Here is a 14,555-nt window from a genome sequence, read left to right as displayed (position 1 = left end):
GCCAGCGTACGACTGCTAACGACTAGCGACACGGATACGCCAGATTCGCTTGGCCGGCTTACTGATTCACCTGGCCGCCGAACCACCACCGCCGCCGCCGGCCACATCGGGGTCAAGAATGTACAGGCCGGCTATCGTTCGATCGTCACGGAAGGTGATGCGAGCGACGAAATCGCCAGCCTCGAAGCTCAGTGGCGTGTTGGTAGTGGTGAAGTCGCCGGCGCGCACGGCGTCAGTGTCTCCGTGGTCCTCGTATGCCCCAGCCAACCCCACAATGTGAGCCCACGCCTCGGCAAGCCCTTCCTCCGTGAGCCGGTCACGCATCGTGGCATCGAAGCGAGCGCTGACATCAGCCCACCGGGCATGTGCAAGATCAGCGATGACCTTCGTGGCCAGCTCGTCGGCCTCAGGAAGTGCGCTGGTATTCATGAGTCCTCCGGTTCGCGGATCAATCGGCCTGCCGTAACGCTGGAAAGCGGCCTGACGCGATACACCGAGTACCTCGCCGATCTCCTGCCACGTTCGGCCCGCCTCTCGCGCATCCTCCACGGCCGTTGCCATCAACACCTCGGCCCGTTCCTGAACCTCGTGCGCCGCACGCACGAACTCGAGCGGATCGTCCTCGCCACGCAGAACCGGGGCGGCGAGAATCTGGCCGAGCTGGCGGTGAAGCTGCTGACCAGTCGCAGTGAACGAACCAGGCATATGTCAATGTTCAATTGACATATGCCAATCTGTCAAGCAATTCTTGACATCATCCGCGGCTGTGGTGGCCGCTGCATCCCTATTCACGAGGTGACCAGTGAGGCGCAGGCGTCACCTGGGGCGTGGGTGATCGAGTGGCTCACACGAGCGGTCCCGACACGCGATCCCCGCGCCTGCGATGGCGCGGCCGTCGCCTATGTTGGACGGTCCGAGGATCAAGACAGGGGGTTTGGTGGACGACAACACGACGACGTCGGCCGTCGACCTCCTCGACCTCAACCGTGACATTCAGGGCTCCCCCGCGATCCGCCTGCTGGCCACGCTCAACCTGGGCGTTTACGCCACTCTGATGGAGCGCCACCTCAGCGGTGGCGTCATCGCCGAGACCGAGCTGGTGGTCCGGCTCGAGCGTGATCTCGACGAGTTGGGTCGCCCCGGCGGCGAGCAGTCCGGCCTGGCGCTGATCAAGTCATGGGCCAGCCAGGGCTGGTTGCACCGAGTCGCCGACCAGCGGGCCGGCGTCGAGCGCAACCTCTGCTATCTGACACAGGACGCACGCCGGGCGCTGGACTTCCTGCGTGGCATGCGGCGACAGGACACCATCGCGACCGGCGGCTCCATCAACGGCATCGCGTCACGGCTCAAGCAGATAGCCCTACGCGTGGGCAATGACCCGGATCGCATCCGTGCTGGTATCGAGGCCGAGATCGCGGCGCTGCACGCCGAACTCGATGCGCTGGACAGAGCCCAGGATGACCTCGATGACGACGATCTCTCACGTCCAGAACCCGATCTGACCGACTCCTACGACGAGGCCCGCGCCATCGCCCTGCAGATGGAACGGCTGATCACCGACATCGGCCAGTACGGCACGATGATCGAGCAGGCCACCGCCGCGCTCGATGAGCCAATCGACACCAACGTCGAGTACCGCGACCGGCAGCGCCAGATGTACGCCGACTACCAGGCCGCGTGGGACTCCCAGGGACGCGACTCGCACCGCGCCTTCCTGCGCATGATCAACGACCCCGATCAGCGCGCCGAGTTCGAGGCCGATGTGGCCGCGGTCGCCGAGGCGCTACCGGCACTCGACCCGGCGCTGCGCAAGATCATGGCCGGGTTCTTCGAACTGGTCGGTCATCAGATCGACGAGGTGGAGCGTATCCAGCAGCGCTGTGCCCAGCGCGTCAAACGCTTCACCGCGTTCGGCACCCTGGAACAGAGCCGCGGGGTGGCCCGACAGCTCAACGAGGCCATCGGCACCGCTCGCGCCCTGCTGAAGACATCGTTGACCGACTCGCGGCTGGACATCGAACTCCCGCTGGCCCGGCACGCCATCAGCTCGGTCGGCGCTCTGAGCTTCCGGATCGGCGACCTGTCGAACCCAAAACCCGCCCACGCCGCCGACGGCGACGTCGACCTGTCCAGCTTCGCCGCGCTGACCACTCAGGTCGACGCATCCGCAATGTCGGAGATGATCAACACCGCGATCACTGCGGGCACCCAGCTCTCCCTGCCGGAGGCGGTGCAGATGCTCTCCGCCGACGGACAGGGGGCGTACCTGGGTCACGTCATCGTGCTGTGGTCCTGGGCGCTCAAACAGGCCGTCCACCCCGACAACGCGGCGCAGGCATCCGAGTCGGTCACGATCCGTTTTCAATCCCTGGACGGGCGCGACCGTGAGATGGAGCTTCCACAACTGATGTTCACCGAACCGATCTCGAGCCTCCTGGGAGCCAGTGCGTGAAATCCCCCCAGCCGACCGCCGACGCCGACATCGACTTCTCCTCACTGCCCCAGGTCGACCAGACCGGCCGCAATCCGCACCAGCGGCGGCCCCGGTTCGACGGCGATGTCAGCGAACTCCCCGACCGCGCGTGCTGGGCGCTGCAACACCTTCTGACGCGGCGCTACATCAGCGCGGAATCCGAGCGCGATCTCTACACGTGGGTGCTGGAGTACCGGGCGGCACTGACCGTGCGGCTCTCCGAACTGGACCTTCTGTTGCGCATCGTGGAGGGTGCTGACGTCGCGTTCGTCGAACAGGCCCGTTACGAATCAGCCAGGGGCGTCAAGCTTCTGCGCCGCGAACCGCTCGGCACATACGACTCGATCCTGGCGCTGCATCTGGCGCAGATGATGCGTGCCTCCGGCGACCAGGCCGTGCTCATCAGCCGCGACGAAGTCCACGGCTTGTTCACCGGAGTCCTCAATGACACCGACCGCGACGTTGTCACGTTCACCTCGCGCATCGACGCGGCGATCGCCCGGCTGACCTCACTGGAGATTCTGCGCAAGAGCCGCGACGACGAGGACAGCTACACCGTCAGCCCGGTGATCAACGCCATCATGACGGCGTCGGTCATCACCGAGTTGCAACGGCAGTTCGAGCTGCTGCTCACCGGTGGGGCTCCGCAGGAGCAGGAGGAGGCAGAGCAAGATGGCTGAACAGTTCCACCTGTCGCGCCTGCAGGTCATCAACTGGGGTGTGTTCGACGGCTATCACTCCATTCCGTTCAGCGAGGGTGGGGCCCTGATCGCCGGCGCCTCCGGCAGCGGTAAATCCTCACTCTTGGATGCAATCTCGCTCGGATTCCTGCCGTTCAACCGGCGCAACTTCAACGCCTCCGGCGACAACTCGGCGGCCGGTTCCAGCGCGGGCCGTCGTACCGTCGACAAGTACGTCCGCGGCGCGTGGGGACAGCGCAGCGACGCCGGCGCCAGCAAGGTCATGTACCTGCGCGGCGACGGGACCGCGTGGGCGGCGGTCGCCGTCACCTACACCAGCAACACCGGCCGCACGATCACCGGCCTGGTGCTCAAATGGCTCACCGGAGAATCACGTTCGGACTCCTCGAGCAGGTTCGTCCTGGCGGACGGGGACCGCGACATCGAGGGCATCTGCAACCGATGGGCCGCAGGCCGTTTCGATGGCAGTGTCTTCAAGGACGACGACTGGCGGTTCTCCACCAAGGTCGAGTCGCAGTACCTCGCCCAGCTGTACGCGACGATCGGCATCCGCGCCTCAGACGCCGCCCAGCAGCTGCTCGGAAAGGCCAAGTCGCTGAAGAGCGTTGGCGGCCTGGAGCAGTTCGTCCGGGAGTTCATGCTCGACGAGCCCAGTAGTCTGACTCGACTGCCCGAGGCACTCAAACAGATCGACCCGCTGGTGGAGGCGCGCGAACTGCTGGCCGTCGCGCAGCGCAAGCGCAAGATCCTCGGTGACATCGAGAAGATTCAGCAGCGCTACGGCTCGGAGTCCTCGGATCTGGGCATCATCGATCTGGTGGATCAGCCGATGGTCCGTGCCTACACCGACCACATCCGCCTTGCACAGTGCCCGGCGCAGATCGACTCGCTGGACTCCACGATCGACCAGCTCGGCAACGAGTACGAGGACGTCACCCGTCAGCTCAATCTCGCGAAGGCCGAGGGTGACTCGCTCAACGCGCAGATCAGCGGATCGAGCGCGAGTATCGGGCCGCTGCAGTCGCAGGTGGCCGGTGCCGAGGCTCAAGCCGAGGAGGTGTCGCGTCGGCACGCTGCATACGAATCGCTGCTCATGGCGCAGGGGCTGGACACTCCAGACACTGCGGACGAGTTCTGGAACCTGCGTGAGGAACTCACCACCCAGGTCACCGAGCTGCTGGCCAAACTCGACCGCGGCCGCGAGGCATCCACCGATGCCGAGTACGCGCAGAAGTCGGCCCGCATGGTCCGCGATGACGCCACCAAGGAGCTGAAGCGCGTCGAGCACGTGGGCTCAGCGCTGCCCGAGTTCGCCATCACGATGCGTGAACACATCTGCGCCGCAGTGGGCGTCGATCCGAGCGAGCTGCCCTATATCGCCGAGCTCATGGACCTGCGGCCCGAGCAGAGCCGCTGGCGCATGGCGGTTGAGAAGGTGCTTCGCGGTGTGGGCCTGCGGCTGCTGGTGCCCGACCGGCACTACGCGGCGGTCCTGCGGTTCGTCAACGAGACCAACATGCACGGACGACTTCAGCTGCACCATGTCCGCGCCTCGGCAAGCGGTCGAGAGGCTGAGCCGAACACGTTGGCCGGCAAGCTGTTCGTCGTCGACCCGACCCATGTGTGCGCCGCCGAGGCCGCCGACGTCATCGCCGCCGCAGGCGACCACATCTGCGTCGACAGCCCCGACCTGTTCCCCCGGTTCCGCCGCGCTGTCACCGACACCGGCCTGTACAAGGACTCCGACCGGTTGGCGATCAAGGACGATCGGCGCCCACTGAAGCAGTCCGAGTACATCTTCCAAGGTGATGTCGCCGCCAAGATCGATGCGCTGACTGTCGATCTCGCCAACGCCGAGGAGGCCTATCAGGCTGCCCGACGCTCTGCCGACGATATCGCCACCGAGCGTCAGCAGTGGCGAGACCGGGCTGCGGCCTGCAAGGCCATCTGCGAGCAGTTCCCACAGTGGAACCACATCGACACCGAGTCCGCGGACGGGCACGCCGAGAGGTTGCGCGAGCAGTACGAGCTGCTGCTGGCCGACCATCCCGACATCGAGGCACTCAATGCCCGCGCCGATCAGTGCTGGGAGGAGATCCAGACACTGATGACGCGACGCGGGGCGATCCAGACCCGCCGCGACGACCTCGACGGCCGACGGACCCAACTGCTCGAGCTCCAGGAACGGCTGACACCGGCATTCGTGTCCGAGCCGCTGACCGAGCTGCTGAACCGCTATGCCGGAGACGTTCCGGTGACGTTGGAGCTGCTCAATCCCGAGCCGCATCGCGATGCCGTGTTCACCGCGATCCGCCGCGAACGTGAGCAGTTGCGCGAGAGCCGCAGGCGTTCCTACGACGAGCTCGCCCGCATCCTCAACACATTCGACACGGCGTTCCCTGACGCGATTCCCAACGACAGCGACGTCTTCGACGAGCGCGTGCACGACTACGTCGCGCTGTGCCGGCACATCGACGAGCGCGAGCTACCCGAGGCCTACGAGCGGATGATGCGCCTGGTCACCGAGCAGGCACCCGATGCGATTCTGACGCTGCACAGGGTGGCCGAACAGGAGACCCGGCGCATCAGCGACCAGATCGACCGCGTCAACACAGGTTTGGGCGCCGTCGAGTTCAACCGCGGCACCAGGCTGACGTTGCGGGCGACTCCGCGCAACCTGACCGCGGTGGCCGAGCTGACCGATATCGTCAAGGCCATCTCACGCCGTATCGCCGAGGTTGGCCTGGGCGACAAGCAGGCGATTCTGGATCAGTACGCAGACATCCTGCGGCTGCGCAATCGGCTGGCCTCGGTGGCACCGGAGGACAAGGCATGGACCAGAGATGCGCTCGATGTCCGTAACCGGTTCACCTTCGACTGCGCGGAATGGGATGTCAGCACCGAGGAGCTGATTCGCACGCACAGCAATGCCGGTGACAATTCCGGTGGCGAGCAGGAGAAGCTGATGGCGTTCTGCCTTGCGGGTGCCTTGAGCTTCAACCTGGCCAACCCCGAAAGCGGCGACAACAAGCCTGTTTTCGCACAGCTGATGCTCGATGAGGCGTTTTCGAAGTCCGATCCGCAGTTCGCGCAGCAGGCGCTGCAGGCGTTCCGCAAGTTTGGCTTCCAGCTCGTCATCGTGGCCACGGTGCAGAACGCCACCACCATCCAGCCCTACATCGACGGCGTGGTGATGGTGTCCAAGACCGAGGCCACCGGACGCAATGCACGCCCGGTGGCCACTGTCTCGACGAAGACGATCAGCGATTTCACCGCGCTGCGACAGGAGATGAGCGCTACCGCGGCCGTCGCCAGGGTGCCCGCCGGGGTGTGACGCGCACCGATTCCCGGGTTATCGCCGCCAGAACAGGTGGTGCGTCACGCCGCTCGGACTCGGTACGACGTCGTGGTGGAACCGGTCGTTCAGCTCGTCGGGCGACTCCCACAGCCGCACTCCGGACCCGAGTTCCACGTCGGCTACCGCGACGTGGAGGGTGTCGACGAGGTCAGCGTCGAGGAACTCCCGGATGATGGTCGCCCCGCCGCCGAGCCTGACGTCCTTGCCATGCGCCGCCTCCCGCGCCCGCTCGAGGACTGCGGCCGGATCGTCATTCACGAAGTGGAACGTGGTGTCCGACAGCGTGAACGACGGGCGCTCATGGTGTGTGACAACGAAGACCGGCGTGTGAAACGGCGGCTCGTCACCCCACCAGCCCTGCCACTCGTGGTCCAGCCAGGCGCCGCGGTGCGGACTGAACTTGTTGCGGCCCATGATCTCGGCGCCGATGTTGTGGGCGAAGTCCCGCGTGAAGTAGTCGTCGAGTCCGCGACTCCCACCAGGATCTGTGCGGTTGGGCCAGCCCGCCGTCGCGCCAGCCCATGACATCAACGCGCCGGGGTCGGCGTGACCGAACGGACGCTCGAAGCTCTGGTTCTCACCAGCGCCGAAGCCGTCCCGCGACACGGTGAAGTTCTGGACTCTGAGCAGTTGCACTACGGGTTCCTCCTGGGTTGTGAACAGACAATGATTGGACCACTGGGGTCGGCCAAACTCATCGCGCGGGGCCGTCCTCGCTCAAGGACCGCACACCGGCGATGTCGTACTCGGCAACCGACGCCGAGAGCATCGCCGCACTCTGGTCATCGCTCGGGCCGCTGCCGCGGAAGTCCTCGACGGCCTCTCGCGACTCCCAGCGCTCGTAGATGTTGACGCGGCCAGGGTCGATCAGGTCGGCGGTGATGGTGAAGTCGAGGCAGCCGGCCCTCCCCCGAGCCTGGTCGACGACGTTCACGCAGCCCGCGAGGTAGGACGCGCGCTGCTGGGGCTCGACAGTGACGTGTCCTGCGACGATGACCATGGCGAGTTCCTCCTGAGGCATTCGTGTCGTGCCATCCGGCACCGTGCTTCTCCATGTAGACACCAGGAGTGCGGAAAACTCATCGGTCGTTCAATCCCTCTTGAGGGCTGCCTTGCGGAACGTCGGGGCGGCCGGTCGCCACATCACCATCTTGGCAGCCGCACTCACGGCACAGCGCTGGAATGGCTCGGCGAGGCGCTGCGAAAACCGTTGGACCGCCGAGCACCCCATGCGCAACGCTGTCACCATGCTTGATGCAGCGGGGTTCGCGGAGAACGGCGTCCTCAAGCTCGACGAGGCGGCACCCCGGGAGATCGCCGACGCGGCACGCGACCTGCTGTGGGCCCAGATTGGGTTGTCTCCCGACGATCCTGAATCGTGGACCAAGCCGGTGGCGTGGACCGCCGACCTGACCGGTGGAGGCCCCTTCGGCGTGCTGGCGCGGAGCCGCAGGCTCTCTGATGCCCTCGATGTGGTGTGGGGGCCCGGCGGGTGGCAGCCGCGGGGTGCGCTTGGCAACGTCCCTGTGCGGTTCCCGGTGCGGCCCACAGACGACGACCGCGGTTGGCACATCGACAACAACACCCCGCGGTCAGATGGCACATGGGCGGTCAGCGGCCGCCCTCACACGCTGTTGCTGCTGACGATTCTGTCCGAGGTGGGCCCCGATGACGCACCGACGCGGATCCGGGTCGGCTCTCATCGAGACGTCGCCGCCGTGTTGGGCGAGGATCTGATCGACGCGCACGAGTGCGGGCCGTTGGTGGACGCCGCCAGCGCCGGCCGCGATGTCATACCGGCCACCGGCGTTCCCGGCGAGATGTATGTCGTGCATCCGTTCACGGTGCACGCCGCCGATGAGCATCGCGGCCGAACCCCGCGGTTCATGGCGCAGGCGCCGGTGCTGCTCGCTGCCCCACTCACTCCGCAGACCGGATCGCTGCTGGGATTGGCGTGGCACCGCTGACTCAGCGAATTGGCAGTCAATCGACATTGATCAGCCAGCTTCGCACCCATTCTTGGAATGCGCTGTTAGATTTCCACTGTGCATATAAGAATTTCTCAGAAAACCCATCATGAACTGCGCTTATAGCGCGCATTAATGAATTCTAAATGAACGGGTGGGCTATCTCACGAATCGCGAAATGGCTGAACTAAACGCGAGCTTTACCCCGTTCAATGTGCATGACCAATACAACAGATTCACCATTCACGCGCACCATCCCCGAACATCGCACGGGTGCTCCCCGCATCTCGGGCACGGGGGTGGCCCTGACACCGCACCGATACTCCCAAGAACAGGTGGTCGGCGAGCTCACGTCGATCATCGAGCCGGGGTTCGCGCGCTTTGCACGTACCAGCGGCGTCGAGCATCGCAGTCTCGCAATGACTCTCGATCGCTACCCCACCCTGACCGGGTTCACCGAGGCGAACTCCACCTACCTCGAGGTGGCCACCGACCTCGGTGAGCAGGCTGTGCGCTCGGCTCTGGACGCTGCCAAGCTCGAGCCCTCCGACGTCGACGTCATCGTGACGGTGTCGAGCACGGGTGTTGCCGTGCCGACGATCGACGCCCGGATCTTCTCGCGACTGGGATTGCGGCCCGACGTCAAACGCGTGCCGCTCTTCGGGTTGGGCTGCGTCGCTGGTGCCGCGGGACTGGCGCGAGTTCACGACTACCTTCGCGGGTTCCCCGACCATGTCGCAGTGCTCCTGTCGGTGGAACTGTGTTCGTTGACGTTGCAACGTGACGACACCTCAATACCGGCACTGATCGGGGTGTGCCTCTTCGGTGACGGCGCCGCCGCAGTCGTCGCCAGTGGTGCGGATCGAGTTCCACACGGCCCGAACATGATTGATGAGCCACGTGTACTCGCGACACGCAGCAGGATCATCCCCGGCACCGTCGACGTGATGGGTTGGAACGTCACCGCCCGCGGATTCGGACTGGTGATGTCGCGGGACGTGCCGCGAATGGCGGAGGACTACCTGGGCGACGAGGTCACCGACTTCCTCGCCGATCACGGCCTCACCACCCGCGACGTGTCGGCGTGGATCTGTCACCCCGGGGGTCCCAAGGTCCTCGAGGCGGTCGGACAGGCACTCGACGTGTCCACGGCGGAGTTCCGGCACAGCTGGGAGTCGATGCGGGACAACGGCAACATCTCCTCCGCCTCGGTCCTTGACGTGCTCAATCGAACCCTGGCCGATCCTCCACCTGCGGGGTCGATCGGCCTGATGCTGGCGATGGGCCCCGGCTTCAGCTTCGAACTGCTCCTCCTGGGCTGGTAGGGGAACGACGATGTACTACCTGTTCATTGCGTTGATCGGCGCCGAACGCCTTGTCGAGCTGGGGTTCGCGCAGCGCAACGCCACATGGTCGTTCGCCCACGGCGGCAAGGAGTTCGGGCGCGGGCACTACCCGGTGATGGTGGGCATGCACGTGGCTCTGCTCCTGTCGTGCATGGCAGAGGTCGCGTTCCTGCACCGGCCGTTCATTCCCGTGCTGGGCTGGACCATGGTCGCGGTGGTGGCCGCCAGCACCGTGGTCCGATGGTGGTGTGTGTCGGTCCTCGGCAGGCACTGGAACCCGCGGGTTATCGTCGTCCCGGGAGCTCCCCTGGTACGGAGCGGCCCCTACCGATGGGCGCATCACCCGAACTACACCGCGGTCGCGGCGGAGGTGGTAGCACTGCCCCTGGTGCACTCGGCGTGGGTGACCGCCATCGTGTTCAGCATCGCGAATGCCCTGGTGCTGAGGGTTCGGATCAGGACCGAGGATGCCGCGCTGGGGTACGCCTGACTCCGCTTCCACAGTGGAGTCGTGGCAGTCCATCATGGACGTCATGGAATCGTCCCGTGTGGATCGGTGGTTGTGGGCGGTCCGGCTGACGAAGACGCGGCCGGACGCCGCCGAAGCGTGTCGCGGCGGGCATGTGCGGGTCAACGATCGACCGGCAAAGCCTGCGACGATGGTGGTGCCCGGCGACCAGGTACGCGCCCGGGTTGGCGACACGACGCGGATCGTCGAGGTGGTACGGGTTATTCAGAAGCGTGTCGGTGCGGCCGATGCCGTGACGTGCTATCTGGATCGAACGCCCGCGCCGCCACCGACATCCTCGGTTCCGGTGGCGGCCCGAGATCGGGGCGCGGGTCGGCCCACCAAACGGGATCGTCGGCTTCTGGACAAGTGGCGCGCAGGTCAGGGCTGAAACGTCACGGTGCGTCCCCTGATGCAGCGAACTGGCCGGGCAAGTCCGATGGTCTGTACGTGCCAGGTGTCGCTGTGGCAGCCGCCGCTGCGCAGCCGCCTGCCACGAGGAAGCACGCCGCGACGTACCAGAGATTCCCGATGGGATCACCGTTCGCGGTGATGCCATCCACCGCGCCGAAGTAGGCCGGCAGCGAGGCCAACCACAGAACCACCATGACCGCGAGATAGGCAACGCTGTAACGGATTACGAGTGGGCTCGTATGGCGCTCCGCTGTGACGGCACTGGTCCGTAGCCGCCGCCACTGGCTGACCATCACCGGAACCGCGACACAGGTGATCGCCACGAGTTCGGCGGCATACACGATGCCCATCAGAGTGGTGCTGGTGAGCGCACCAATGAGCGTCGCCGGCAGCGGCAGGATCGCGGTTCCAAGCGAGGCAAGCACGCCCACGACGACGGTCCGCCACAGCACCTGCACACCGGTGAAGCGCGCACCGCGGTCGACGTGTCGGCCCACGAAGAACTGGACGCACAGGGCCAACGACATCGGCCACAGCGCGGCGAACACGACAACGCTGGGCAGTGGCACGGCGTCGAACATCGGCTGATTCATCGGATTGTCGACCGACCACTCCCACCAACGCAGTTGAGGGCCCAGGTGATCGAAGATCTCGTAGAAGGCGTGGTGCACGAACCCCACACACACTGCCCCGATGAACGTCCCGTAGCGCCGGAACACCCCGAGGACCCTGACGATCTCGAAGGCGACCGTCGCCATCATCGGATAGATCGCGATGATGTAGAGAGGCAGTCTCCCCCAGAGGAAGTCGACGCTGAAGACGTTGTGGGCGAACATCGTGTCGACATGCTCGTCGATGCCGAATGCCGCCGGGAAGTACAGCGGCGGTTCGATGATCAGGAGATAGGCGATCGCGCCGAACCACAGTGCGAGATTGGTCGCGTCACCGTGGCGTCGGTATCGGCTGATGGCGTAGACCAGGGTGAGGATCGCTCCCACGATGACCGTCAGTTCGAGAACTGGCAGTGTCCAGTTCTCCAGGGCCAGCGGGTTGCGGAACTCGACCAGGCCGCCGGCTTCCTCGCAGGAGAATCCAAGTGCTCTCGCGAGTTGCTCGAACGTCGGTGCGCACAGATCAGACATCGGCTTCCCTCTTAGCTCCGGCGGTGTACCAGTTCGTCACGTCGTAGCCGGCGTCGTAGCGATCGAACCACTCCCCAGCCAGCGCCGGCAGCTTTTCGTGTGCGGGTTTGTGGTTCGGCATCTGGCTGCGCACGATGCCTGCCAGTGCCCGCAGCTGCTGGCCGGCAGGCAGATGCGCGAACGCGTTCTGCACGGGGCCGTTGTCGGTCTTGGTGCCGAACGGGAGCCGCCGACGGATCTCTTGTTTGTACCGGTGGGTGACGAAGGTCGACAGTGCGTCGACTCGGCGTTCCTCCACCGCGACGTGCTTGTTGAATCCCTCTGCGGCCATGCGCACGACGGCCATCACGTGTTTGAAGATCGACGGGGCTACCCGGACTCGATAGATCGGGTCGGCCACCACGTGGTCGTAGATGATGAGCGCGGAGCTTCGATGCTCGACCTCCTCGACGAAGTGCCACAGAAACAGGGACGCCACCCGATCGTCGCCGGGCGCGAACAGCGTGTCGTCGTTGTCGAGCATCAGCTTGAACACCGGCGTGAACGTCGCCTCGAGGTCGGCGGTGTACGCCAGGCGGTAGGCCAGCGACGTGTTCGCCGTCAGGTCGTCGAATGCCGCGATGACCTCATCGAGCGTTTCCTTCAGCGCCGGATGGCTTTTGATCAGCCCCTTCACGTGTTGACGATGAGCCATCGAGTGCTGTCCCTCTTGCCGCACGAAGGCATCGGCCTCCTCGGCGACCGCCGGATCGGTGATCAGCGGCATCGCCTCGGGGATCATCGCGCCGATCATCTTCTCGAATGCGACGGCCAGGAAAGAGACCGCGTTGGCCATGCACGAGAACGCGGGATTGGCCTCGTTCCACAGGAACGGCACGTCGTAATCGGCGAAGCCGAAGCGCATCTTGCGTACTTGAAGATCTGTCATCAGCTGGCACCTCGTGACTTGGGCGCTCGGCTGATCCCCCGCAGCGCGTTTCCTTTGAACATACGACCATACGCTTTACCGTGTGGTCGTATGATAGGTATGCCTCGGTGCGGCGTCAAGACACGCGTCGGGCCGCCTTTTCCCAGGCCAGCGGGGGTGTCGTGCTATGGTCTCGTCGCTGCCGGCGTGGCGCCGGAATGTTCACTTAGACAGCGTCGGCCGAGGAACGGACATGGCACGCAGGCGTGGGTGGGGTGGGCATCCGCCCAGTAGCGACGACGAGGCCGCGGAACGTGTCGTCTCCGCTGCGGTTGCGCTGATCGCCGAAACCGGTTCCGCCATCACCATCGCCGACGTCGCATCCTCGCTGGGCGTCATCCGCCAGACCGTCTATCGGTATTTTCCGACTGCTGAGGCATTGATGCACGCGGCAGCGGTCTCGTTGGTGGACGGCTTTCTCGATCGACTTGAGGAGCATGTCCGCGGGATTGCAGACCCGGCCGTGGCGATGACCGAGGGAACGATCTACTCGCTCGAAACTATCAGGAATACACCAGGTTTCGGCATTCTGATTACGGGAACCTTCACTCAGAATTTCGTTGAGAATCTCGCCTCCGACGAAGCGCGCGCATTCGGTATGCGCATGATCAACAGGTTCGACGTCGACTGGCAGGCTCACGGCTACGACGAGGTCAGCCTGCGCGAACTGGTTGAGTTCACCTTGCGCACCATGCTCTCGTTCGTGGTGGCGCCGAACGACCCGACTCGCTCCCAGGACGATCTGCGACGGTATCTACGCAGGTGGCTCGGCGGCGCGATCGAGGCGCAGGGTAGGTCCGGGTTGGCCACGCCGCCGTGACTCGGATCATTCACCTCGTGACGTGGCTGGCCGTCATCGCCGTACCGGCGGCCGGCTGGTTCGTGAGGGATTGGTCGGCCGGCACAACGCTGGTCGTCTACTGGTTCGAAACCGCCGCGGTGTGCCTGTTCATCGCCGCTCGGATCCTCGTTCACCAGTACTGGAATCCTCGCCGCGGACACTTCAGGTACGCGGCGCCGAGTACGGATCGACGTAACTCCTACCCGTCCTTCGTCAAGGGCTTCGTCATCACCACCACCGCCTTCTGTATTGCCCATGGCGCGGTTCTCGGCGCCATGGTGCTGGTGCTCAACCGCGGCGGAGCACAGCCGATCGTTGACATCGACTGGCACAGTGTGGGATCCGGCTGCCTCAGCGTGCTGATTCTCCTCGCCATCGACTTCGTCGTGGATCTGTTCAGCCTTCGGCAACGGTCCTTCCTCGACATCGAGCAGCTCGCCAATCGAGGCACCAGTCGCATAGTGCTCGTTCATCTCGTCCTTCTCGTCGGCTTCCTCGGCATCGTCCTGACCGGTGCGCCGTCGGCGCTGTTCGGAGCCTTCGTCGTCCTCAAGACCTTGTTTGCACTGAGCAGTGCCCTGCCGCAGTGGGAGCCCGTCGCAGCCCCGGCGGGGCTCAGCCGCGTGATGAACCGACTAGTCCGCGGTCGCCCCGGCCTGAGCTTCGCTGAACAGTGGGACAAGGACCGCGCCGACGAAGCTCAACGGCGCGACAGAAACGAGCAGCCCTGGGTCGCCCCTCGCACCGGCACGAATTTGGCATAGCGCCAGTAATCGGCAGCAACCAATTCTGTCTCCTGCGATCGTTTCAACGACAACCACTCGTCCTGCGGGCGCGA

At 65.1% G+C, this 14,555-nt stretch carries 14 protein-coding genes; 9 read left to right on the top strand and 5 right to left on the bottom strand.

All coding sequences use genetic code 11. The features are described 5' to 3' along the window. Positions 1-66: 66 nt before the first annotated feature. On the bottom strand, positions 67-705 hold the full coding sequence (locus ACZY0X_RS13365; RefSeq protein ID WP_463771036.1) for a DUF3887 domain-containing protein: 639 nt from the start codon (positions 703-705) through the stop codon (positions 67-69). Between the two features lie 196 nt (positions 706-901). Here ACZY0X_RS13365 and ACZY0X_RS13360 point away from each other — a divergent pair, with 196 nt between their 5' ends. The 3 genes from ACZY0X_RS13360 to ACZY0X_RS13350 are packed head-to-tail and all read left to right on the top strand — an operon-like array spanning position 902 to position 6,508. Next, complete coding sequence (locus ACZY0X_RS13360) at positions 902-2,452, top strand: DUF3375 domain-containing protein (protein WP_463771034.1); 1,551 nt, start codon at positions 902-904, stop codon at positions 2,450-2,452. Then, on the top strand, positions 2,449-3,153 hold the full coding sequence (locus tag ACZY0X_RS13355; protein ID WP_463771033.1) for a DUF4194 domain-containing protein: 705 nt from the start codon (positions 2,449-2,451) through the stop codon (positions 3,151-3,153). Before ACZY0X_RS13360 ends, ACZY0X_RS13355 begins: the two co-directional genes overlap by 4 nt. Further along, the gene (locus ACZY0X_RS13350; RefSeq protein WP_463771032.1) at positions 3,146-6,508 is read left to right on the top strand and encodes an ATP-binding protein; all 3,363 of its coding nucleotides are present in this window, start codon (positions 3,146-3,148) and stop codon (positions 6,506-6,508) included. The genes ACZY0X_RS13355 and ACZY0X_RS13350 overlap by 8 nt, the downstream gene beginning before the upstream one ends. A gap of 18 nt (positions 6,509-6,526) precedes the next feature. Here the strand turns inward: ACZY0X_RS13350 and ACZY0X_RS13345 are convergent, their stop codons facing one another. Further along, positions 6,527-7,168 (bottom strand): dihydrofolate reductase family protein, encoded by a 642-nt coding sequence (locus ACZY0X_RS13345; protein ID WP_463771031.1) that lies wholly within the window; start codon positions 7,166-7,168, stop codon positions 6,527-6,529. Between the two features lie 58 nt (positions 7,169-7,226). Then, a complete protein-coding gene (locus ACZY0X_RS13340) occupies positions 7,227-7,532 on the bottom strand; it encodes a putative quinol monooxygenase (protein WP_463771030.1) in 306 nt (101 codons plus the stop codon). 247 nt (positions 7,533-7,779) lie between these two features. Between ACZY0X_RS13340 and ACZY0X_RS13335 the strand changes: the two genes are divergently transcribed. The 4 genes from ACZY0X_RS13335 (at position 7,780) to ACZY0X_RS13320 (ending at position 10,744) form a co-directional block, all read left to right on the top strand. Continuing rightward, positions 7,780-8,499: a phytanoyl-CoA dioxygenase family protein gene (locus ACZY0X_RS13335; RefSeq protein WP_463771028.1), complete on the top strand. Its 720-nt coding sequence runs from the start codon at positions 7,780-7,782 to the stop codon at positions 8,497-8,499. A 218-nt stretch (positions 8,500-8,717) separates the two neighbouring features. Beyond that, the gene (locus ACZY0X_RS13330) at positions 8,718-9,824 is read left to right on the top strand and encodes a type III polyketide synthase (RefSeq protein ID WP_463771027.1); all 1,107 of its coding nucleotides are present in this window, start codon (positions 8,718-8,720) and stop codon (positions 9,822-9,824) included. Between the two features lie 10 nt (positions 9,825-9,834). Next, a complete protein-coding gene (locus ACZY0X_RS13325; RefSeq protein WP_463771025.1) occupies positions 9,835-10,335 on the top strand; it encodes an isoprenylcysteine carboxyl methyltransferase family protein in 501 nt (166 codons plus the stop codon). A 43-nt stretch (positions 10,336-10,378) separates the two neighbouring features. Further along, the gene (locus ACZY0X_RS13320) at positions 10,379-10,744 is read left to right on the top strand and encodes an RNA-binding S4 domain-containing protein (protein ID WP_241405289.1); all 366 of its coding nucleotides are present in this window, start codon (positions 10,379-10,381) and stop codon (positions 10,742-10,744) included. Between the two features lie 4 nt (positions 10,745-10,748). Here the strand turns inward: ACZY0X_RS13320 and ACZY0X_RS13315 are convergent, their stop codons facing one another. Both ACZY0X_RS13315 and ACZY0X_RS13310 read right to left on the bottom strand, forming a co-directional pair. Next, positions 10,749-11,909, bottom strand: coding sequence for a hypothetical protein (locus ACZY0X_RS13315; RefSeq protein WP_463771024.1), 1,161 nt, complete (start codon positions 11,907-11,909; stop codon positions 10,749-10,751). Further along, complete coding sequence (locus tag ACZY0X_RS13310; RefSeq protein ID WP_463771023.1) at positions 11,902-12,837, bottom strand: metal-dependent hydrolase; 936 nt, start codon at positions 12,835-12,837, stop codon at positions 11,902-11,904. The genes ACZY0X_RS13315 and ACZY0X_RS13310 overlap by 8 nt, the downstream gene beginning before the upstream one ends. Before the next feature lie 232 nt (positions 12,838-13,069). Between ACZY0X_RS13310 and ACZY0X_RS13305 the strand changes: the two genes are divergently transcribed. Together ACZY0X_RS13305 and ACZY0X_RS13300 are read left to right on the top strand one after the other, a co-directional pair. Beyond that, complete coding sequence (locus ACZY0X_RS13305) at positions 13,070-13,696, top strand: TetR/AcrR family transcriptional regulator (RefSeq protein ID WP_463771577.1); 627 nt, start codon at positions 13,070-13,072, stop codon at positions 13,694-13,696. Next, positions 13,693-14,481, top strand: coding sequence for a DUF6498-containing protein (locus ACZY0X_RS13300; protein ID WP_463771022.1), 789 nt, complete (start codon positions 13,693-13,695; stop codon positions 14,479-14,481). Before ACZY0X_RS13305 ends, ACZY0X_RS13300 begins: the two co-directional genes overlap by 4 nt. Positions 14,482-14,555: the final 74 nt, after the last annotated feature.

It is taken from the genome of Mycobacterium sp. IDUB_39 (assembly GCF_055419205.1).
Note: the sequence above shows the minus strand (reverse complement) of the source record. Positions and strands in the feature narration are given on the sequence as shown.

What these genes read in the sequence shown, in the direction of transcription:
- ACZY0X_RS13330 (WP_463771027.1), top strand. Translation starts at nt 8,718, where the DNA reads ATGACCAATACAACAGATTCACCATTCACGCGCACCATCCCCGAACAT.
- ACZY0X_RS13350 (WP_463771032.1), top strand. Translation starts at nt 3,146, where the DNA reads ATGGCTGAACAGTTCCACCTGTCGCGCCTGCAGGTCATCAACTGGGGT.
- ACZY0X_RS13325 (WP_463771025.1), top strand. Translation starts at nt 9,835, where the DNA reads ATGTACTACCTGTTCATTGCGTTGATCGGCGCCGAACGCCTTGTCGAG.
- ACZY0X_RS13360 (WP_463771034.1), top strand. Translation starts at nt 902, where the DNA reads ATGTTGGACGGTCCGAGGATCAAGACAGGGGGTTTGGTGGACGACAAC.
- ACZY0X_RS13320 (WP_241405289.1), top strand. Translation starts at nt 10,379, where the DNA reads ATGGAATCGTCCCGTGTGGATCGGTGGTTGTGGGCGGTCCGGCTGACG.
- ACZY0X_RS13315 (WP_463771024.1), bottom strand. Translation starts at nt 11,909, where the DNA reads ATGTCTGATCTGTGCGCACCGACGTTCGAGCAACTCGCGAGAGCACTT.
- ACZY0X_RS13340 (WP_463771030.1), bottom strand. Translation starts at nt 7,532, where the DNA reads ATGGTCATCGTCGCAGGACACGTCACTGTCGAGCCCCAGCAGCGCGCG.
- ACZY0X_RS13365 (WP_463771036.1), bottom strand. Translation starts at nt 705, where the DNA reads ATGCCTGGTTCGTTCACTGCGACTGGTCAGCAGCTTCACCGCCAGCTC.
- ACZY0X_RS13310 (WP_463771023.1), bottom strand. Translation starts at nt 12,837, where the DNA reads ATGACAGATCTTCAAGTACGCAAGATGCGCTTCGGCTTCGCCGATTAC.
- ACZY0X_RS13305 (WP_463771577.1), top strand. Translation starts at nt 13,070, where the DNA reads ATGGCACGCAGGCGTGGGTGGGGTGGGCATCCGCCCAGTAGCGACGAC.
- ACZY0X_RS13335 (WP_463771028.1), top strand. Translation starts at nt 7,780, where the DNA reads ATGCTTGATGCAGCGGGGTTCGCGGAGAACGGCGTCCTCAAGCTCGAC.